We start from the raw sequence: 15,537 nt of genomic DNA on the forward strand, positions 1-15,537 counted from the left end.
TCACCTCCGCCAGCCGGGATAGCCCCAGGTGGGCGCCGGCGGCGGGGGCATGAGCACGGGGATCGGCACCACCGGCTCCGGGGGCGGCGACACGGTTCGCGTCTCGCCGTCCGGGAAGCTCAACTCGTACGCCGTACCCGTCCACCGGGCGGGTGGCGTCTGCGGGTCGCGCCCGACGTACACCTCGCGGGCAGCCGTGATCTGTTCGAGCAGCGAGCGCTCCTCGTCGCGCGCCTTGGCCTGCTGTTCGGGCGTACGGTTCAAGCCGCGCTCGATGCCGTCACGGACCAGGGCCAGCCGGGTGGCGGCGAACTGGAACGCGGTCATCGCCTTGCGACCGGGGTCGCCCGCGACCCGCTTGGCCCACGTCCGGGCGGCGTGCCGGCGGCTGAGGGAGGCCAGCGCGGCGACCTCGGGCGGGCTGAACCAGCCGGCCCGCACGTACGCCGGCAGCGCGCGTACGGTGATTCGGCCCTCGTGCGAGCGCAGCCAGAGGGCGAACGCCACCATGGCCAGGAAGATCGGCATCTCCAGGGCGAAGTAGCCGTAGAGGACGAGGATGGTCTGCCCGGTGGCGGCGGCGATCGTGGGGATCAGGTTCCACGTGCCGTGCAGCATCATGGCGACGAGGAGACCGGCGACCGGCGCCAGCCAGCGCACTACCGGGCTCGCCGTACGCGCGGCGATGCCGATCCCGACGCCGGTCATCGAGGTGAACAGCGGATGGGCGAACGCCGAGAAGAGCACCCGGACCAGGAAGGTCGCGAAGAGCATCTGCAGCCCGGTGTTGACGCCGTACTCCTCGCTGCCCGCGGCGTACGCGTGACCACCGAGGTAGAGGATGTTCTCCGTCATCGCGAAGCCGGTCGCCGACAGTCCGCAGTAGACGATGCCGTCGGTGATCCCGGAGATCTCCTTGCGGCGCAGCAAGAGCAGCAGCAACGGGGCGGCCGCCTTGCTCAGCTCCTCGATGAACGGCGCGACGACCACCGCCACGATGCCGTCGGAGATCCCGTTCTGCTCGAAGATCTTGGAACTCCAGGTGTTCACGATCAACGCGATGCCGGTCGCGATCACCGCGCCCCAGGCGAAGCAGACCACCAGCGCCCAGGTCGGCTCCGGCTCGTAGCGGTCGAGCCAGAGGAAGCAGAAGACCAGGATCGGCACCGGCACGATGGCCGCCGCCAACCCGACCAGCAGGGCCTGGACTCCCATGTTGAAGCCGAGGAAGACGAGCATCGCGATCGAGGCGGCCGCGAAGAAGACGATGACGCCGCCGAGGGTCACCGGTCGCTTCCAGCGTTGCCACCCGCTCGGGCGCAGCGGCGCGGGCGGCAGACCACCCGGCGCCGGCCATCCCACGGGCTGGGCCGGGGCGGGTGTCGGTTCGCTGTGGGGTATCCCACTCGGCGGGAACTCGGACATGCAACGCAGCTTACCCACGCTAGGGTGTGGATCAGGTCACGAGTGACGGTGTACAGCCCCGGCTAGCCGTCCGGCAACCCTCCTATCTGCGGTGGGGTGCCCCGGGTGATGACCGGGCCTCGCTCGATGAGCGCGCGAGGCAAGCGCGGACCCCGTTCCCTGGTCGAGCACCCGGGGTCCCTGGACCCCGGGAGGGCACTGCCATGACCGCTGTACTCGAGGCTCCCTGTCAGGTCACCGACCTCGTCCCCGTCGCCGAGCCCGCCGTTCTCGGCGTACCAGGTCAGATCAATCTGGACTATGCCGCGACCGCGCCGTGCGCGCGGGCGGCGAGCGACGCGGTGAACGAGATTCTGCCCTGGTACGCGAGTGTGCACCGGGGCGCGGGAGCCTTGTCTCAGCGCTGCACCCTGGCCTATGAGCGCGCTCGCCAGACGGTGGGTGACTTCGTCGGGGCGCGCGCGGACGACTACGTCATCTTCACTCGAAACACGACGGACGCACTGAACCTGCTCGCGCATGTCATTCCGGCCGAGACCCTGGTCGTGACCTTCGCCGGCGAGCACCACGCGAACCTGCTGCCCTGGAAGGAGTGCGTACGCCTGCCGGTGCCGGCGTCGCCCGGTGAGGCGGTCCGGTCGCTGGACTCGGCCCTTCGCGAGCTGCGGCGGGGCACGGTGCTGGGCGAGCCGGCGACGCCGCTGCTCGTCAGCGTCACCGCCGCGACGAACGTGACCGGGGAGCTGTGGCCGATCCGGGAGCTGTCCCTGGTGGCGCGGCGGCACGGCGCTCGGGTGGCGGTCGACGCCGCCCAGCTCGCCCCGCATCACCCCGTCGACCTCGCCACCCTCGGCGCGGACTATCTGGCGCTGTCCGGCCACAAGCTGTACGCGCCGTTCGGGGCGGGCGTCCTGGTCGGCCGGTCGGACTGGCTGGACGCGGCGACGCCCTACCTCGCGGGCGGGGGTGCGAGCGCGAAGGTCGGCGACGCCACCCACGACGTCCACTGGGCGACCGGCCCGGCCCGGCACGAGGCGGGTACGCCGAACCTGCTGGGCGCGGTCGCGCTCGCAGCCGTGTGCGAGGCGCTCGAAGCCGCCGACCGGGTGGCGCTGGCCGACCGCGAGCAGGTCCTGCTGCGGCGACTGCGTACCGGGCTGGCCGCCCTCGACGGGGTCGCCGAGCTGCGTGTCTTCGCCGAGGACGCGCCCCGTGTCGGGATCGTCTCGTTCGCCGTCGCCGGCCGGGAGTCCGCCGAGGTCGCCGCCGGGCTGGCCCGCCGGGACATCGGCGTACGCGATGGGCTGTTCTGCGCGCATCCGCTGGCCCGTCGCCTACTCGGCGAGGCTGCCCAGCGCGCCGGTTGGGCGTACGCCCCGGCGACCGCGCTGCGTGCGTCGATCGGCCTCGGCACCACCGAGGCGGACGTGGACGCGTTCCTGACCTCGCTCGCGGCCGTCGTCGCCAGCGCCCCGACCGCCACCCCCACCCCACCCTCCGCCTGCGCTGCCTAACCTTTCCGTTGATCATGGGGTTAACCGTGGTCTCGACAGCGTGTCGGGACCGCGAACCCCATGATCAGTGCGATTCCGGCCTGCCGAAGGGCTGGTCACAGGTAGCGTTCGGACGTGGAGGTCGCGTTCAAGGCCACCCTGCAGCGCCGTATCCAGCGCACACGGGGCAGCCTCGGCATCGCCGTGCAAGCCGCCGTCGCGGCCGGCATCGCCTGGTTCATCGCACACAACCTGATGCACCATCCGCAGCCGTACTTCGCGCCGATCTCCGCCGTGGCGACGCTCGCGGTCTCGGTCGGGCAGCGGATGCGCCGGGCCGTCGAGATCGTCCTCGGCAACGCCTTCGGCATCCTCCTCGGTGAGGCGCTGATCCTCGTGATCGGCCGGGGCGCCTGGCAGATATCGCTGGTCGTCGTGCTCGCGATCCTGGTCGCGATCTTCGCCGGAGGTGGGCCGTCGCTCGTGATGCAGTCCGCCGCGGGCGCGGTCCTGGTCGTCGCGGTCATCCCGGCCAACGACGAGTACCTGTTCAGCCGGTTCATCGACGCGATCGTGGGCGGCGGCGTGGGCCTGGCGGTGATGGCCCTGGTCCTGCCGCAGAACCCGCTGACCGTCGTCTCCCGGGCCGCCGGGCCGCTGCTCGACGACCTGGCCGACGGCGTACGCCTGACCGCGGAGGCGCTGGAACACCGGGACCGGAGCAAGGCCGAGGAGGCGCTGACGGATCTCGGCGAGGCGGAGAAGCACCTCGCCGCGTTCGAGGAGGCGCTCACGGCGGCCAGCGAGATCGCCACCCTCTCCCCGATCCGCTGGGGCAAACGCGGCGCGCTGGCCCAGTACGTCGACGGGCAGGACCACATCGCGCGCTGCCTGCGGAACTCCCGGGTCCTGATCCGCCGAAGCGTCTCGGTCATCCGCGACGAAGAACCCGTCCCGACCGCCCTCGTCTCCTCGCTCCGCTCACTCGCCGACACCATCCGCTGGGTGCACCGTGAGTACGCCGAAGAGCTGCCGCCCGACGCCAGCCGGGAAGCCGCCATCCGATCGGTACGCAACGCGTCGGACGCGTACCTGAGCGGGTTGGGGTTCTCCGGGAGCGTCATCGTGGCCCAGGTCCGGTCGATGGCGACCGACCTCCTCCGCGCGGGCGGGATGGATTCGCGGGAAGCCGAACGAGACGTACGCCGAGCGGTCGGCAAGGCGAGTTCGAAGCCGCCCCCACCCGCCCCGAAACACTTCACCCAACTGACCTGACTCATTCGCCGCCGCTCATCCGCAGGGTGGCTCGGCGTTTGACGCTTCTATAGCTGTGGGGATCGGGCCCGGGGTTCGTGATCCGCTAGGTTCGGTGCCGGTGATCGACACGTGACTCAGCAATGATCTGGCCGCCCGTGGGCGTGCCCGTCGCTTGACCTGTCCGTGTTGATCGCCGGCGCCGGTCCCGGCCTCACCTTGCTGGCCTGATCAGAAGCCTGTCCGCGTGCTAGCGCGTGACTTCTCACAGATATGCCGCCAGGTGCCTGTTCCCGGGTCCGACGCCGACAACGAATGTCGCCGTCACAGAATTCGGGAGCATCCGTCATGCCCATCCTGGCAGAAAGGGTAGACGCCGTCATCGGGGTCGACACCCACACCGACACCCACAGCGCCGCCCTGGTCTCACCCGTAGGAACAGTCCTAGCCGAGCACACCGTGCCCGCCACACCGGCCGGCTACACGCAGCTGATCGGGTGGGCCGCCGAGCACGCCCCCGGCCCGCGGCTGGTCTGGGCACTGGAAGGCACCCGCGCCCACGGCGTCGGCCTGACCCGCGCACTCCTCGCCGTCACCGCCGAAGTCGTCCAGGCACCCACCCCACCCACAACCCGCCGCCGACGCGGCGGCAAATCCGACACCCTCGACGCCATCGCCGCCGCCCGAAACGTCCTAGCCGACGACAAACCCCCCGCCCAGCCCCGCGCCGACGGCATCCGCGAAAACCTCCGCACCCTGCTGGCAGCCCGCCGCCACTACACCGACACCCGCACCGCCACCGTCAACCTACTCAAATCACTGATCCTGACCGCCGACGAAACCCTGCGCACCATCCTGCGCGGCCGCACCACCACCACCCAAATCAACCACCTACTCACCCACAACCTGCCCGACACCGACCCGATCCGCACCAGTTTGCTCATCGACCTGGCCCACCAGATCCGCGCCCTGGACCAAGCGATCACCGCCAACCTGCGCCAACTACGCCAACTGATCCACGCCTGGATGCCCACCCTGCTCGACCAGCCCGGCATCGGACCCGTCAGCGCCGCCACCATCCTGCTCGCCTGGTCCCACCCCGGCCGCATCCGCTCCGAAGCCGCCTTCGCCGCCCTCGCCGGCACCAGCCCCATCCCCACCAGCAGCGGCCGCAACCAACGCATGCGCCTCAATCACGGCGGCGACCGCACCCTCAACGCCGCCCTGCACACCATCGCCTGCAACCGACGCCGCTACCACCAACCCACCATCGACTACACCCAACGCCGCACCACCGAAGGCAAAACCCCCGCCGCTACCACCCGCTGCATCAAGCGCTACCTCGCCCGACAGCTCTACCGCCACCTGCAACAACACACAAACGCTTGACAAAGAGCCTCACAGATCATTGAGCCGCGGAGTTGATCAGGGTCGCGCGGACACGACACACCGGTCGATCACGACCGATAGTTCATGATCATCGGGACGGGGTGAGGGGGAAGTGGGCGATGCCGGCGCCGACGGTGTAGGCGGAGGGGGTGCAGCCGGAGGAGTCGGTGGACGAGGTGGGGGTGGTGGCGGGGCGGGCTGCGGCGGTGAGGCGCTGGCGGGTGGCGGTGAGGTCGCCGATCAGCGCAGGCTCCTTCGACCACAGCAGGGCGATCACGCCCGCGACGTGCGGGGTGGCCATCGAGGTGCCGTCCGCCTTCTCGTAGGTGCCGCCTGGCATCGCCGAGAGCACCTGTTCGCCGGGTGCGGCGATGTCGGGCTTACCCGGCGTCTCGGACGAACCCCGGCTGGAGAAGTCGGTGACGGCGCCGTCGCTGTTCACGGCCGCGACGGTGATCGCTGAGGCGTACGTGGCGGGCGGGTCCGTGATGCTGCCGCAGCGCGGTCCGCTGTTGCCGGCCGCGACGACGACCGCTATTCCAGCGGCGGCCAGCGCGTCGATCGCGGGCCGCAGCGAGGCCGGGTCGCAGCCTTCGGCTTCGGGGCAGCCCCACGAGTTGGTGAGGATGTTCGGGGCCCGATCCGGGTGCCCGTCGGTGAACGGGTTCCCGCCGGTGGGGAACGGTGCCAGCATGAACTGGAGGCAGTCCAGGTAGTAGGACGGGCTGCCCATGTTCCGGGCGAGGTTGACGCAGCCGATCCACTGCGCGCCGGGTGCGACACCGACGCCGTCGTGGCCGACCGCGGTCGCGAGGGTGTGCGTACCGTGGCCGTTGTGGTCGGTCGGCTGGGTCGTCCCGTTCCATGGGTCGTACCAGGAGTCGGGGCCGCCTCGGAAGTTCGCGGCCAGCGCGGGATGCGTACCGTCCGCTCCGGAGTCCGAGGAGCCGACGACGACGCCGGAGCCGGTGACCCCCTCCGCCCACGCGGTCGGCGCACCGACCATGTCGATGTTCCAATGGTCCGTGCCGGGCGAGGTCAACGGCCCGTGGTGGGTCTCGATCTCCGACGGCAACGGGCGCAGCACCGGATCGAGCAGAACGCGATCCACGTCGTCGCGGGCGGACAGCCACTGGCGTACGAGCGGGCCGCCGTCCACCTGGATGCCGTTGACCAGGTAGTACGGCCGGTAGGACAGGTGCCAGCGGTCGAGCTGCTTGCGCAGGTCGGCCTGCGTACGGTCGGCCTGCTGCACGAGCCGCTGGTAGACGGCGGCCACCCGGGCGTCCCGCCCGCTGCCAGGCCCGGTCGTCGTCGGGAGCCCGGCCAGCGACGCCTGCTCCTTCATCACCACGAACAGCCGTTCACCGTGCAGACCTGGTTGACCGCTCACGGCGTACAAGCTGATCGACGCGAGGACGACCAGCGCGGCGAGTGACCAGGCGACGGCCTTGTGCGGGGTTTTCCGGACCGCGAGGCCGTAGACCAGCGCGAGCACCAGCCCCACCGCGAGTGACCCGCCGGTCGCGACGAGAGTCCAGAAGGGAATGTCGCGGCCAAGCAGGAAGAGGCTGACCTCGTCGGGGTCGACGAAGGCGAGCGGGCCGAGCGCAGCGATCCCGACGAGCCAGCCCGTCGTACGCGAAGAGGCGAGCGCGGCGGCGGCGAAGCCGAGCGGCGGCAGCACGAACATGGCCGCGAGCTGCGCGCCGGACGCTCCCAGACCGGCCGCGAACAGCGCGAACGCGACGCCTGCCACCAGCCCGCCCACCACGACCCGCCGAGCCCGGCCGCCGCTTTCCAGCTGGATCACGGTTTCCGGTCGAATCTTGGGGAAAGATTCGACCGGAAACCCTGATCCAGCGCTGACGGGAGGTTCAACGCTAACGGCAGGTCCAGCGCCGACGCCGAACGCCGCCCAGAACGGTCCGTCCAGCATGGACGAGGCGAGCCAGCCCGCGGACGCCGCCGCGAGCACGGCGAGCAGAGTCTCCAGGGCGCCGCCTAGGGAGCCCAGGACCAGCCACGGCATCAGCGCGACGAGCCCGGCGACGATGGCGAGCCCGACGCTGCCGGCGGTGCGGGGCCGGCGGCGCAGGAAGAACGCCGCGACCCCCAGCGCGAGCGCGAGCACGAACAGGTACGCCTCGTTCTGCGGATCGGGCACCACTCGGAGGACTCCGCCGAGCACTGCGACTCCGGTCGCGATCAGCCAGGCGCGGCCGGTCTCGCGGACGGCGGGCGACCGGGGAATCAGGGCGAGCAGTAGCGACGGCACCCCGGCGAGGAGGCCGAGCACGAGGGCCACGACGACCCAGATCCACCACGGCTGCGGCACGTCGAGCTGCAGGAAGACCTGATCGGCCAACCAGCCCGCGACCTGCCAGAACAGGGCGAGCGCGACGAGACCGACGCCGACGAATGCGGCCGCGACGATCGCACCGGTGCTCGACGTCGTCGCCGGAGCGGGCGGGGCCGGCGGGCCAGGTGGCGTATGCCACTGCGCGGAAGGCGGCTGATCGGCCATGATCGCACAGTATCGTGCAGGTGTGCGCGACCGTCAGGTCTCCCGGAACACCGCCGGCACCCTGTCGCCCGCACGCCGCGTCACCGATCTGCGCCGGCTCGCCGAGGAAGAGTTCGACGTGCTGGTCATCGGGGGCGGCGTGACCGGCGCCGGGGCCGCGCTCGATGCCGCCTCCCGCGGCTTGTCCGTCGCCTTGATCGAGGCGAACGACTTGGCCAGCGGCACGTCGTCGCGGTCGAGCAAGCTCGTCCACGGCGGGCTGCGTTATCTGGAGCAACTGGAGTTCCACCTCGTCCACGAGGCGTTGCGGGAACGCGGGCTGCTCGCCACCCGGCTCGCGCCGCACCTCGTCCGGCCCGTGCCGTTCCTGGTCCCCCTCCCGGGTGACGCGGCATGGAAGCGCGCCTGGAATCGGGTCTACTACGGTGCCGGGGTCGCGCTCTACGACGCGTTCGCCGCCGGGCTTCAGGGCGCGTCCGGCCGCGGCATGCCGCTGCACCGCCACCTCACCCAGCGCGGCGCGCACCAGCTCTTCCCGTCCTTGCGGCCGGAGGCCGCGGTCGGCGCCATCCGCTATTTCGACGGCCAGGTGGACGACGCGCGGCTCGTGATCTCGCTGGCGCGTACGGCCGCGAGTCTCGGCGCGGCGGTGGTCACCCGGGTGCGGGCGACCGGTCTCACGCGCCAGGCTCGGGAGATCACCGGGGTACGCGCAACGGACGAGACCGGCCGGGAGTTCACCATCCGGGCCCGGACCGTCGTCGCCGCGACCGGCGTCTGGAGCGACGACATCACCGCGCTGCTCCCCGACGCCCGGCCTGGGCTGCGCGTACGCGCTTCGAAGGGCATCCACCTGGTGGTCCCCCGGTCAGCCATCACCGGCGACGTCGGGCTGATCCTGCGTACGGCGTCGAGCGTGCTGTTCGTGATCCCGTGGGGCGGGCACTGGCTCATCGGCACCACCGACACGGACTGGATGCTCGACCGGGAACATCCGGCGGCCAGCGCGCGCGACATCGACTACCTGCTCAGCGAGGTGAACAAGGTCCTCGACCGCCCGATCGGCCGGGACGACATCGAAGGCGTGTACGCCGGACTCCGTCCCCTGCTGTCCGGCGAGGAGGACTCCACCTCGGCGCTCAGCCGGGAGCACGCCGTCGTCGAACCGATGCTCGGGCTGTTCCTGGTGGCCGGGGGCAAGCTCACGACCTACCGGGTCATGGCGTCCGACGTCGTGGACCGCGTCGTCCGCCGGCTCCGGTCGCTCGATCCGGCGAGCTGGGCGGAGGGCCGAAAGCGGCCCGGACAAGGCGGTCTGGAGTCGGCGACCGACGACCTGCCGCTCCTCGGGGCGGACGGCTATCAGGCGATGTGGCGTCGGCGGGCCGAACTCGCCCGGCGGGCGAAGTCACGACTCACCGTCGGCGCGGTCGAACACCTGCTGGAACGCTACGGGACGCTGACCGTCGACCTGCTGCACTTGATCGACTCCGCCGTCGATCTGGGCGATCCGTTGGAGGGCGCGCCCGAATACCTCGCCGTCGAAGTGGCGTACGCGGCCGGTGCCGAAGGGGCGCTGCACCTCGACGATGTGCTGACTCGGCGTACGCGGATCAGCATCGAGACCGAACATCGCGGGGTCGAGACGGCGCCGCACGCGGCCCGGATCATGGCCGGCGTCCTGGGCTGGGACGAGGCCACCACGCGCGCCGAGGTCGAGGCGTACGAGCGCCGGGTGGACGCCGAACGGCGGTCGCAGACGATGCCCGACGACGCCTCCGCGGACGCCGCCCGCACCCGCTCCTCGCGTTAGGTGAAGATCACGGTTACGCATGCCTCCGCGGGCGGTTTTGGCATGCGTAACCGTGATCCGCAGGGATTAGAAGATCTTGCCCGGGTTGAGGATGCCGCGCGGGTCCAGGGCGTCCTTGATCGCCTTTTGAACGCGCATGCTGACCGGTCCGGCCTCGGTCGCCAGCCAGCCGCGTTTGAGCAGGCCGACCCCGTGTTCGCCGGTGCACGTGCCGCCCAACGCCAGGCCCAGCTCCATGATCTCGTCGAAGACGACGTGGCCACGCTGGACGCTGGCCGGATCAGCCCGGTCCACCACGATGTTCGGATGCAGGTTGCCGTCGCCGGCGTGGCCGACCACCCCGACGGTGATCTCGTGGCGGGCGGCGATCTCGGCGATGCCGTCGAGCAGCTCGGCTAGCCGGGACCGGGGCACCGCGATGTCGTCCAAGATCAGGCCGCCGCGGTCGTGCATCCCGGCCGCGAGGTGCTCCATCGCCGGGTGCGCCGCCCGCCGCGCCTGCAACAGGGCGGCGGCTTCCTCGTCGTCGGTGGCCCGGTAGACCTCGGTCGCGCCCGCCGCCAGCGCCAGTTCGGCGATCCGGTCGAGGTCGGCGGCGGCCCGGCCACCGGTGTCGGCCGCCGCCAGCAGGATCGCCGCGGCCTCCTGATCCAGCCCCATCGGCCGGTACGCCTCGATGGCGCGCAGATGGACGTTGTCCAGCAGCTCCAGCAGGCTCGGGGCGGCACCGCTCGCCATGATCTCGTTGACCGCCTTGCCGGCGGTGGCGGTGGTGGGGAAGACGGCGACCAGGCTCAGCGACTGCTCCGGCGCGGGGCGCAAGGCCACCGTCACCTCGGTGACGATCCCTAGCGTGCCCTCGGAGCCGACGAACAGGCTGGTCAGGTCATAGCCCGCGACACCCTTCGGCGTACGCCGGCCGGTGCGCAGCACCTCCCCGTCGGCGAGGACGACCTCCAGCCCGATGACATATCCCGTGGTGACGCCGTATTTCACGCAGCACATGCCGCCCGCGTTGGTGGCCACGTTGCCACCGATCGTCGACGACTCGAACGAACCCGGGTCCGGCGGGTAGTGCAGGCCCTTCTCGCGTACGGCCCGGCCGAGGACGGCGTTGACCACGCCAGGCTGCACGACGGCGATCCGGTTGACCGGGTCGATCTCCAGGATCTGGTCCATCAGCGTCAGGCTCAGCACGACGCAGCCGTCCACGGCGTTCGCGCCGCCGGCCAACCCGGTCCGGGCGCCCTGCGGCACCACCGGCACCCCGTGCTCGGCCGCGGCCTTGACGACGGCCACGACTTCGTCGGTGCTCCGCGGCCGCACCACCACGGCAGGCAGGCCGTCCGCCACGAGGTCGGCCTCGTCCCGCCGGTACATCTCCACCAGGTCCCGATCGGTGATCACCCGATCGGCGGGCAAGAGCGCCCGCAACTGATCCACAACACCCACACTCCGGAATGTAGACCGCCGAGCGTCATTCACACACCTGGGGAAAACCCGGGGGAACAGGGCTCCCGCCGGGGAGCGCTGGCGTGAGCCGCCAGGAGTGCAGTCAGGTTGACCGAGTACGCTCAGCGATCATGGAGCGCTTCCACATCGACCACCTTCCCGGCACCGTCGACCTGCTCACGCGCAGCTTCCTCCCGGAGGACGCGGCCGAAGCGCGCGAGATCGTGGAACTGCTCCGGCCGACCGACGAACGGCGTACCACCGGCTTCGTGGCGACCGACGGGGCGCGCGTGATCGGCGTGGCCTTCGCCGCGGTGAGCCACGCGGACCCCACGGTCGGGCACCTGGACCTGCTGGCGGTCGATCCCGGGCACCGGCGGCGCGGCCTGGGCAGCGAGCTGATCGCGCAGGCCGAGCAGGGGCTGCGCGAGCTGGGTTGTGAGGTCGTCCGGGTGGCCGGCAACCCGCCGGACTACGCGTTCCCGGGCGTGGACGTGCGCTACACCCCGGCGATCTGCACGCTCACCAAGGCCGGATACGCCCATGAGCGCACCGCCTGGAACATGACCGCCGAGTTGCGACCGGGGTCGAAGGCGCTGGCCGACACCTCGGCCGCCGAGGCCCGGCTCGCCGAGCAGGGCGTCGAGGTACGCGTGGCCGAGGCGAACGACGTCGCCCGGCTGCGGCCGATCATCGCCGCCGAATGGGGCGGGCACTGGGCCGCCGAGATCACCTCCGCGCAGGCGGTGCACATCGCCGTGCAAGACGGCGAGCCGATCGCATTCGCGGCCTGGGGTTGTACGCGACCGGGCTGGTTCGGGCCGATGGGTACCCGGCCGGCCGCCAAGGGGCTGGGGATCGGTTCGGTGTTGCTGCGGCGTTGCCTGGCCGATCAGGCGAAGGCGGGCGTGACCCGGGCGCAGATCGGCTGGGTCGGGCCGGTGCCGTTCTACGCCCAGGCGGCGGACGCGTACATCGAGCGGGTCTTCTTCCTGTACAGCAAAGACCTGTAACGCCAATTTTCCCGAAACGGACATCCGTCGCTTTTGGGTCGGGCAGGATGGCCTCATGCAGCCCTCTGCCACCAGTACGCACGCCCACCACACCGGTGCGGTCCTGCTCGTCGCCTCGGCGGCGGCGCTCGGCGGATTCCTGTTCGGTTACGACACCGCCGTCATCAACGGCGCGGTCGACGCCATCAAGGAAGACTTCCACCTGAACTCGGCGGTACTGGGCTTCGTGGTCTCCTCGGCCCTGCTCGGCTCGGCGGTCGGCGCCTGGTACGCCGGTCCCCTCGCCGACCGCTACGGCCGGCTCAAGGTGATGGTGATCGCCGCGATCGTCTTCTTCATCGGCTCGATCGGCTCGGCCCTGGCGGTCGGCCCGATCGACCTCACGGCGTGGCGCATCCTAGGTGGACTCGCGGTGGGCGCGGCGAGCGTCATCGCCCCGGCATACATCGCCGAGATCAGCCCGCCCGACATCCGGGGGCGGCTGGGCTCGCTGCAGCAGCTGGCCATCGTCACGGGCATCTTCGCCTCCCAGCTCGTGAACTACGCCATCGCCAAGAGCGCGGGCGGCGCCGGCAACCCGATCGGCTGGGGCGGTGACGCCTGGCGCTGGATGTTCGCCGCCGAGTGCATCCCGGCGATCGTGTACCTGATCTTCGCGCTCCAGATTCCCGAGTCCCCCCGATATCTCGTCCGCCGGGGCCGGCTCGATGAGGCCAAGACCGTCCTCGACCGCATCGTCGGCGGCAACACCGCCCAGCAGGTCCGCGACATCCAGGCCAGCCTGCGCGGCATCCAGGACAAGGTTCAGCTGCGCGACCTGAAGGGACCACGGTTCGGGCTGCTCCCGATCGTCTGGGTCGGCATCCTGCTGTCGGTGTTCCAGCAGTTCGTCGGCATCAACGTGATCTTCTACTACTCGACCACGCTGTGGCAGGCCGTCGGGTTCAACGAGAGCGACTCGTTCGTCATCTCCGTGATCACCAGCGTCACGAACGTCGTCACCACACTGGTCGCGATCGCGCTGGTGGACAAGATCGGGCGGAAGCCGCTGCTGCTCATCGGCGCGGCCGGCATGATGATCACCCTCGGCACGCTGGCCTGGGCCTTCAGCACGGCGACCGGCAGCGGTGACAGCCTCACCCTGAGCCCGACGGTGGGCAAGATCGCCCTGGTCGCGGCCAACCTCTACGTGGTGTCCTTCGGCATGAGCTGGGGACCCGTGGTCTGGGTCCTGCTCGGCGAGATGTTCAGCAACAAGATCCGCGTCACCGCGCTCGCGGTCGCCGCCGCCGCCCAGTGGATCGCCAACTGGCTGGTCTCCTCGACCTTCCCGGCGCTGTCCGACATCGGCCTCGGCTTCGCGTACCTGGTCTACACGATCTTCGCGACGCTCGCCTTCATCTTCGTCCTCCGAACCGTCCGGGAGACGAAGGGCCGGGCTTTGGAATCCATGTAGCTGTTTGCGGCAGATCACGGATGTGCAGGCTTCCCGAGCCGGTTTCTGCCTGCGTAACCGTGATCTGCATCCAGACGGCTAGGAGAGGAGGGCGCGCCAGCGCCCGACGGCCGACGGGCACACCGGCGAGGTCCACAAGCCGTCCTCCCGAGCGGTACTGCCCACGTGAAACGCCCGGATCCCCGCGTCCAGCAACGCCGGAACCACATCCTCGGTGAGCCCGCCACCGGCGAGCACCCGGCTGGGGTCACGCTTGACGAGGTTCACCCAGCCTTCGCGTACGCCCACCGGCGACCCAGCGGTCAGCACGGCGTCGACGCCCGGCAGGTCGAGCACGTCGACCCAGGCGCGATCGGTGTCCCGGGCATGGTCGATGGCGCGGTGGAACGTCCACGGCCGCCCGTGCAGCCGCTCCGCGATCCGTTCGCAGGTCGCGACGTCGACCTCGCCGGAGTCGTCGAGGAACCCGAAGACCAGCCCGGCCACCCCCGTCGCGAGCAGTTCGTCCGCGAGCCCCACCAGGTCCGGCCCAGCCGCGAAGTCGGCTGTCGTGCGCAGCATCGCGCGTACCGGGAGATCGGTGGCGGCGACGACCGCAGCCGCGACTGAGGGCGTGGGACTGAGGCCGTCGGCCGACATCTGCGCGACGAGCTCGAGCCGGTCGGCTCCGCCCGCCTGCGCGGCCTCGGCGTCGGCCGGGCTGAGCGCGATGACCTCGAGCAGGGGTGTCACGTCTGGGATCATGGCAAACCGCGCGCACGGGATGGTGAACGGGGTTGGAACTATGCTCGCGATGTGGACCTGACCGGACACTTCCGCTCAAGCGTGATCGCCGCCGGCGGCCGCCCGGACGACGCCGTCGCCGCCGACTTGCTGGCCCGGTGGTCGGAGCCGCACCGGCACTATCACACCGTCGACCACCTGCGGTTCATGCTCGCGGTCATCGACGAGCACGCGGCTTTCGCGGACGATCCCGACCTCGTCCGGCTGGCGGCGTGGGGGCACGACGCGATCTACGACCCGCGATCCGCGGGCAACGAGGAAGCCAGCGCGATCTTGTCCGCGGAGCTCTTGGACCGCTGCGAACTGCCCGATCCGGCCGTCGCGGAGGTCGCACGACTGGTACGCCTGACGGCCGGTCACACGGTGGAACCCGGCGACCGCAACGGCGCCTTGCTGGCAGACGCGGACCTGGCCGTCCTGGCCCGAGACTGGCCGTCCTATCTGGAGTACGCCGCCGCCGTGCGAGCCGAGTACGCCCACGTTCCCGACGACGCGTTCCGCAGTGGACGAGCCGCCGTGTTGCGGAGTCTGCTGGACCTGCCGGCGCTCTTCCGCATCCCGGCGTTGGCCGAATCGTGGGAGGAGAAGGCGCGGGCCAACCTCACCCGCGAACTGGCCTCCCTGACGACTTGAGCGCTGGATCAGCGGTGACTGAGGTGCTTCGGCCGGCGGAGTCCGGCGGCGCGCAGCCGGGCCGCGATCTCGCGGGACTCGACCAGATCTGCGCCGAGCCAGATCGCCCAGGGCACCCGGGCCGCCGGGATGTCGTAGTGGTCCCGGTCGAAGCCGCGCGGCGGAGCACCGATCATCTCGGCGAAGACGTGCAGTTCGGCGTACGAGACGTCGCTGACCAGATGCGCCCACAACCGCCCATGGGCGGGCCACCGGGCCCGGTCGACGTAGATCACGCCCCCATTGTCCCCCGGGACGCC

12 protein-coding genes and 1 riboswitch are annotated in these 15,537 nt (G+C 71.0%); of the genes, 7 read left to right on the forward strand and 5 right to left on the reverse strand.

Annotated features, from left to right (window positions below; translation table 11 throughout):
* Nucleotides 1-1,425, reverse strand: coding sequence for a PrsW family intramembrane metalloprotease (locus tag HDA40_RS21140; RefSeq protein WP_253758513.1), 1,425 nt, complete (start codon nt 1,423-1,425; stop codon nt 1-3).
* Between the two features lie 34 nt (nt 1,426-1,459).
* A riboswitch (SAM riboswitch) is annotated at nt 1,460-1,577 on the forward strand.
* Nucleotides 1,578-1,628: 51 nt separating this feature from the next.
* Between HDA40_RS21140 and HDA40_RS21145 the strand changes: the two genes are divergently transcribed.
* The 3 genes from HDA40_RS21145 to HDA40_RS21155 all read left to right on the forward strand — a co-directional run bounded on the left by HDA40_RS21145 (nt 1,629) and on the right by HDA40_RS21155 (nt 5,561).
* Nucleotides 1,629-2,939 (forward strand): aminotransferase class V-fold PLP-dependent enzyme, encoded by a 1,311-nt coding sequence (locus tag HDA40_RS21145; protein WP_253758515.1) that lies wholly within the window; start codon nt 1,629-1,631, stop codon nt 2,937-2,939.
* Between the two features lie 114 nt (nt 2,940-3,053).
* The gene (locus tag HDA40_RS21150; protein WP_253758517.1) at nt 3,054-4,193 is read left to right on the forward strand and encodes an FUSC family protein; all 1,140 of its coding nucleotides are present in this window, start codon (nt 3,054-3,056) and stop codon (nt 4,191-4,193) included.
* Between the two features lie 327 nt (nt 4,194-4,520).
* Nucleotides 4,521-5,561 carry an IS110 family RNA-guided transposase gene (locus HDA40_RS21155; RefSeq protein WP_253756595.1) on the forward strand — a complete coding sequence of 347 codons (1,041 nt, stop codon included), beginning with the start codon at nt 4,521-4,523 and terminating at the stop codon, nt 5,559-5,561.
* Between the two features lie 88 nt (nt 5,562-5,649).
* Here the strand turns inward: HDA40_RS21155 and HDA40_RS21160 are convergent, their stop codons facing one another.
* Nucleotides 5,650-8,088 carry a S8 family serine peptidase gene (locus tag HDA40_RS21160; protein WP_253758519.1) on the reverse strand — a complete coding sequence of 813 codons (2,439 nt, stop codon included), beginning with the start codon at nt 8,086-8,088 and terminating at the stop codon, nt 5,650-5,652.
* Here HDA40_RS21160 and HDA40_RS21165 point away from each other — a divergent pair.
* The gene (locus HDA40_RS21165; RefSeq protein ID WP_253758522.1) at nt 8,087-9,901 is read left to right on the forward strand and encodes a glycerol-3-phosphate dehydrogenase/oxidase; all 1,815 of its coding nucleotides are present in this window, start codon (nt 8,087-8,089) and stop codon (nt 9,899-9,901) included. The genes HDA40_RS21160 and HDA40_RS21165 overlap by 2 nt on opposite strands.
* Before the next feature lie 66 nt (nt 9,902-9,967).
* Here HDA40_RS21165 and HDA40_RS21170 read toward each other — a convergent pair whose 3' ends face one another.
* Nucleotides 9,968-11,353, reverse strand: a complete 1,386-nt coding sequence (locus tag HDA40_RS21170) for an FAD-binding oxidoreductase (protein WP_253758524.1) — start codon at nt 11,351-11,353, stop codon at nt 9,968-9,970.
* 131 nt (nt 11,354-11,484) lie between these two features.
* On the opposite strand from HDA40_RS21170, the gene HDA40_RS21175 reads away from it, so the two are divergent.
* Together HDA40_RS21175 and HDA40_RS21180 are read left to right on the forward strand one after the other, a co-directional pair.
* Nucleotides 11,485-12,366 (forward strand): GNAT family N-acetyltransferase, encoded by an 882-nt coding sequence (locus HDA40_RS21175; protein WP_253758527.1) that lies wholly within the window; start codon nt 11,485-11,487, stop codon nt 12,364-12,366.
* 55 nt (nt 12,367-12,421) lie between these two features.
* Entirely contained in the window at nt 12,422-13,822 is a 1,401-nt protein-coding gene (locus tag HDA40_RS21180) for a sugar porter family MFS transporter (protein WP_253758531.1), read from the forward strand.
* A gap of 78 nt (nt 13,823-13,900) precedes the next feature.
* On the opposite strand, the gene HDA40_RS21185 is transcribed toward HDA40_RS21180, so the two are convergent.
* Nucleotides 13,901-14,554: a copper homeostasis protein CutC gene (locus tag HDA40_RS21185; RefSeq protein ID WP_253758534.1), complete on the reverse strand. Its 654-nt coding sequence runs from the start codon at nt 14,552-14,554 to the stop codon at nt 13,901-13,903.
* 63 nt (nt 14,555-14,617) lie between these two features.
* Between HDA40_RS21185 and HDA40_RS21190 the strand changes: the two genes are divergently transcribed.
* The gene (locus HDA40_RS21190) at nt 14,618-15,238 is read left to right on the forward strand and encodes an HD domain-containing protein (RefSeq protein WP_253758536.1); all 621 of its coding nucleotides are present in this window, start codon (nt 14,618-14,620) and stop codon (nt 15,236-15,238) included.
* An 8-nt stretch (nt 15,239-15,246) separates the two neighbouring features.
* Here the strand turns inward: HDA40_RS21190 and HDA40_RS21195 are convergent, their stop codons facing one another.
* A complete protein-coding gene (locus tag HDA40_RS21195) occupies nt 15,247-15,513 on the reverse strand; it encodes a DUF4031 domain-containing protein (RefSeq protein WP_253758538.1) in 267 nt (88 codons plus the stop codon).
* Nucleotides 15,514-15,537 lie beyond the last annotated feature (24 nt).

The organism is Hamadaea flava (genome assembly GCF_024172085.1).
Lineage (GTDB): Bacteria > Actinomycetota > Actinomycetes > Mycobacteriales > Micromonosporaceae > Hamadaea > Hamadaea flava.

Bases quoted from the DNA above. Each gene is read 5' to 3' on its own strand.
- HDA40_RS21140 (WP_253758513.1), bottom strand. From the start codon at position 1,425: ATGTCCGAGTTCCCGCCGAGTGGGATACCCCACAGCGAACCGACACCC.
- HDA40_RS21145 (WP_253758515.1), top strand. From the start codon at position 1,629: ATGACCGCTGTACTCGAGGCTCCCTGTCAGGTCACCGACCTCGTCCCC.
- HDA40_RS21155 (WP_253756595.1), top strand. From the start codon at position 4,521: ATGCCCATCCTGGCAGAAAGGGTAGACGCCGTCATCGGGGTCGACACC.
- HDA40_RS21165 (WP_253758522.1), top strand. From the start codon at position 8,087: ATGATCGCACAGTATCGTGCAGGTGTGCGCGACCGTCAGGTCTCCCGG.
- HDA40_RS21160 (WP_253758519.1), bottom strand. From the start codon at position 8,088: ATGGCCGATCAGCCGCCTTCCGCGCAGTGGCATACGCCACCTGGCCCG.
- HDA40_RS21175 (WP_253758527.1), top strand. From the start codon at position 11,485: ATGGAGCGCTTCCACATCGACCACCTTCCCGGCACCGTCGACCTGCTC.
- HDA40_RS21180 (WP_253758531.1), top strand. From the start codon at position 12,422: ATGCAGCCCTCTGCCACCAGTACGCACGCCCACCACACCGGTGCGGTC.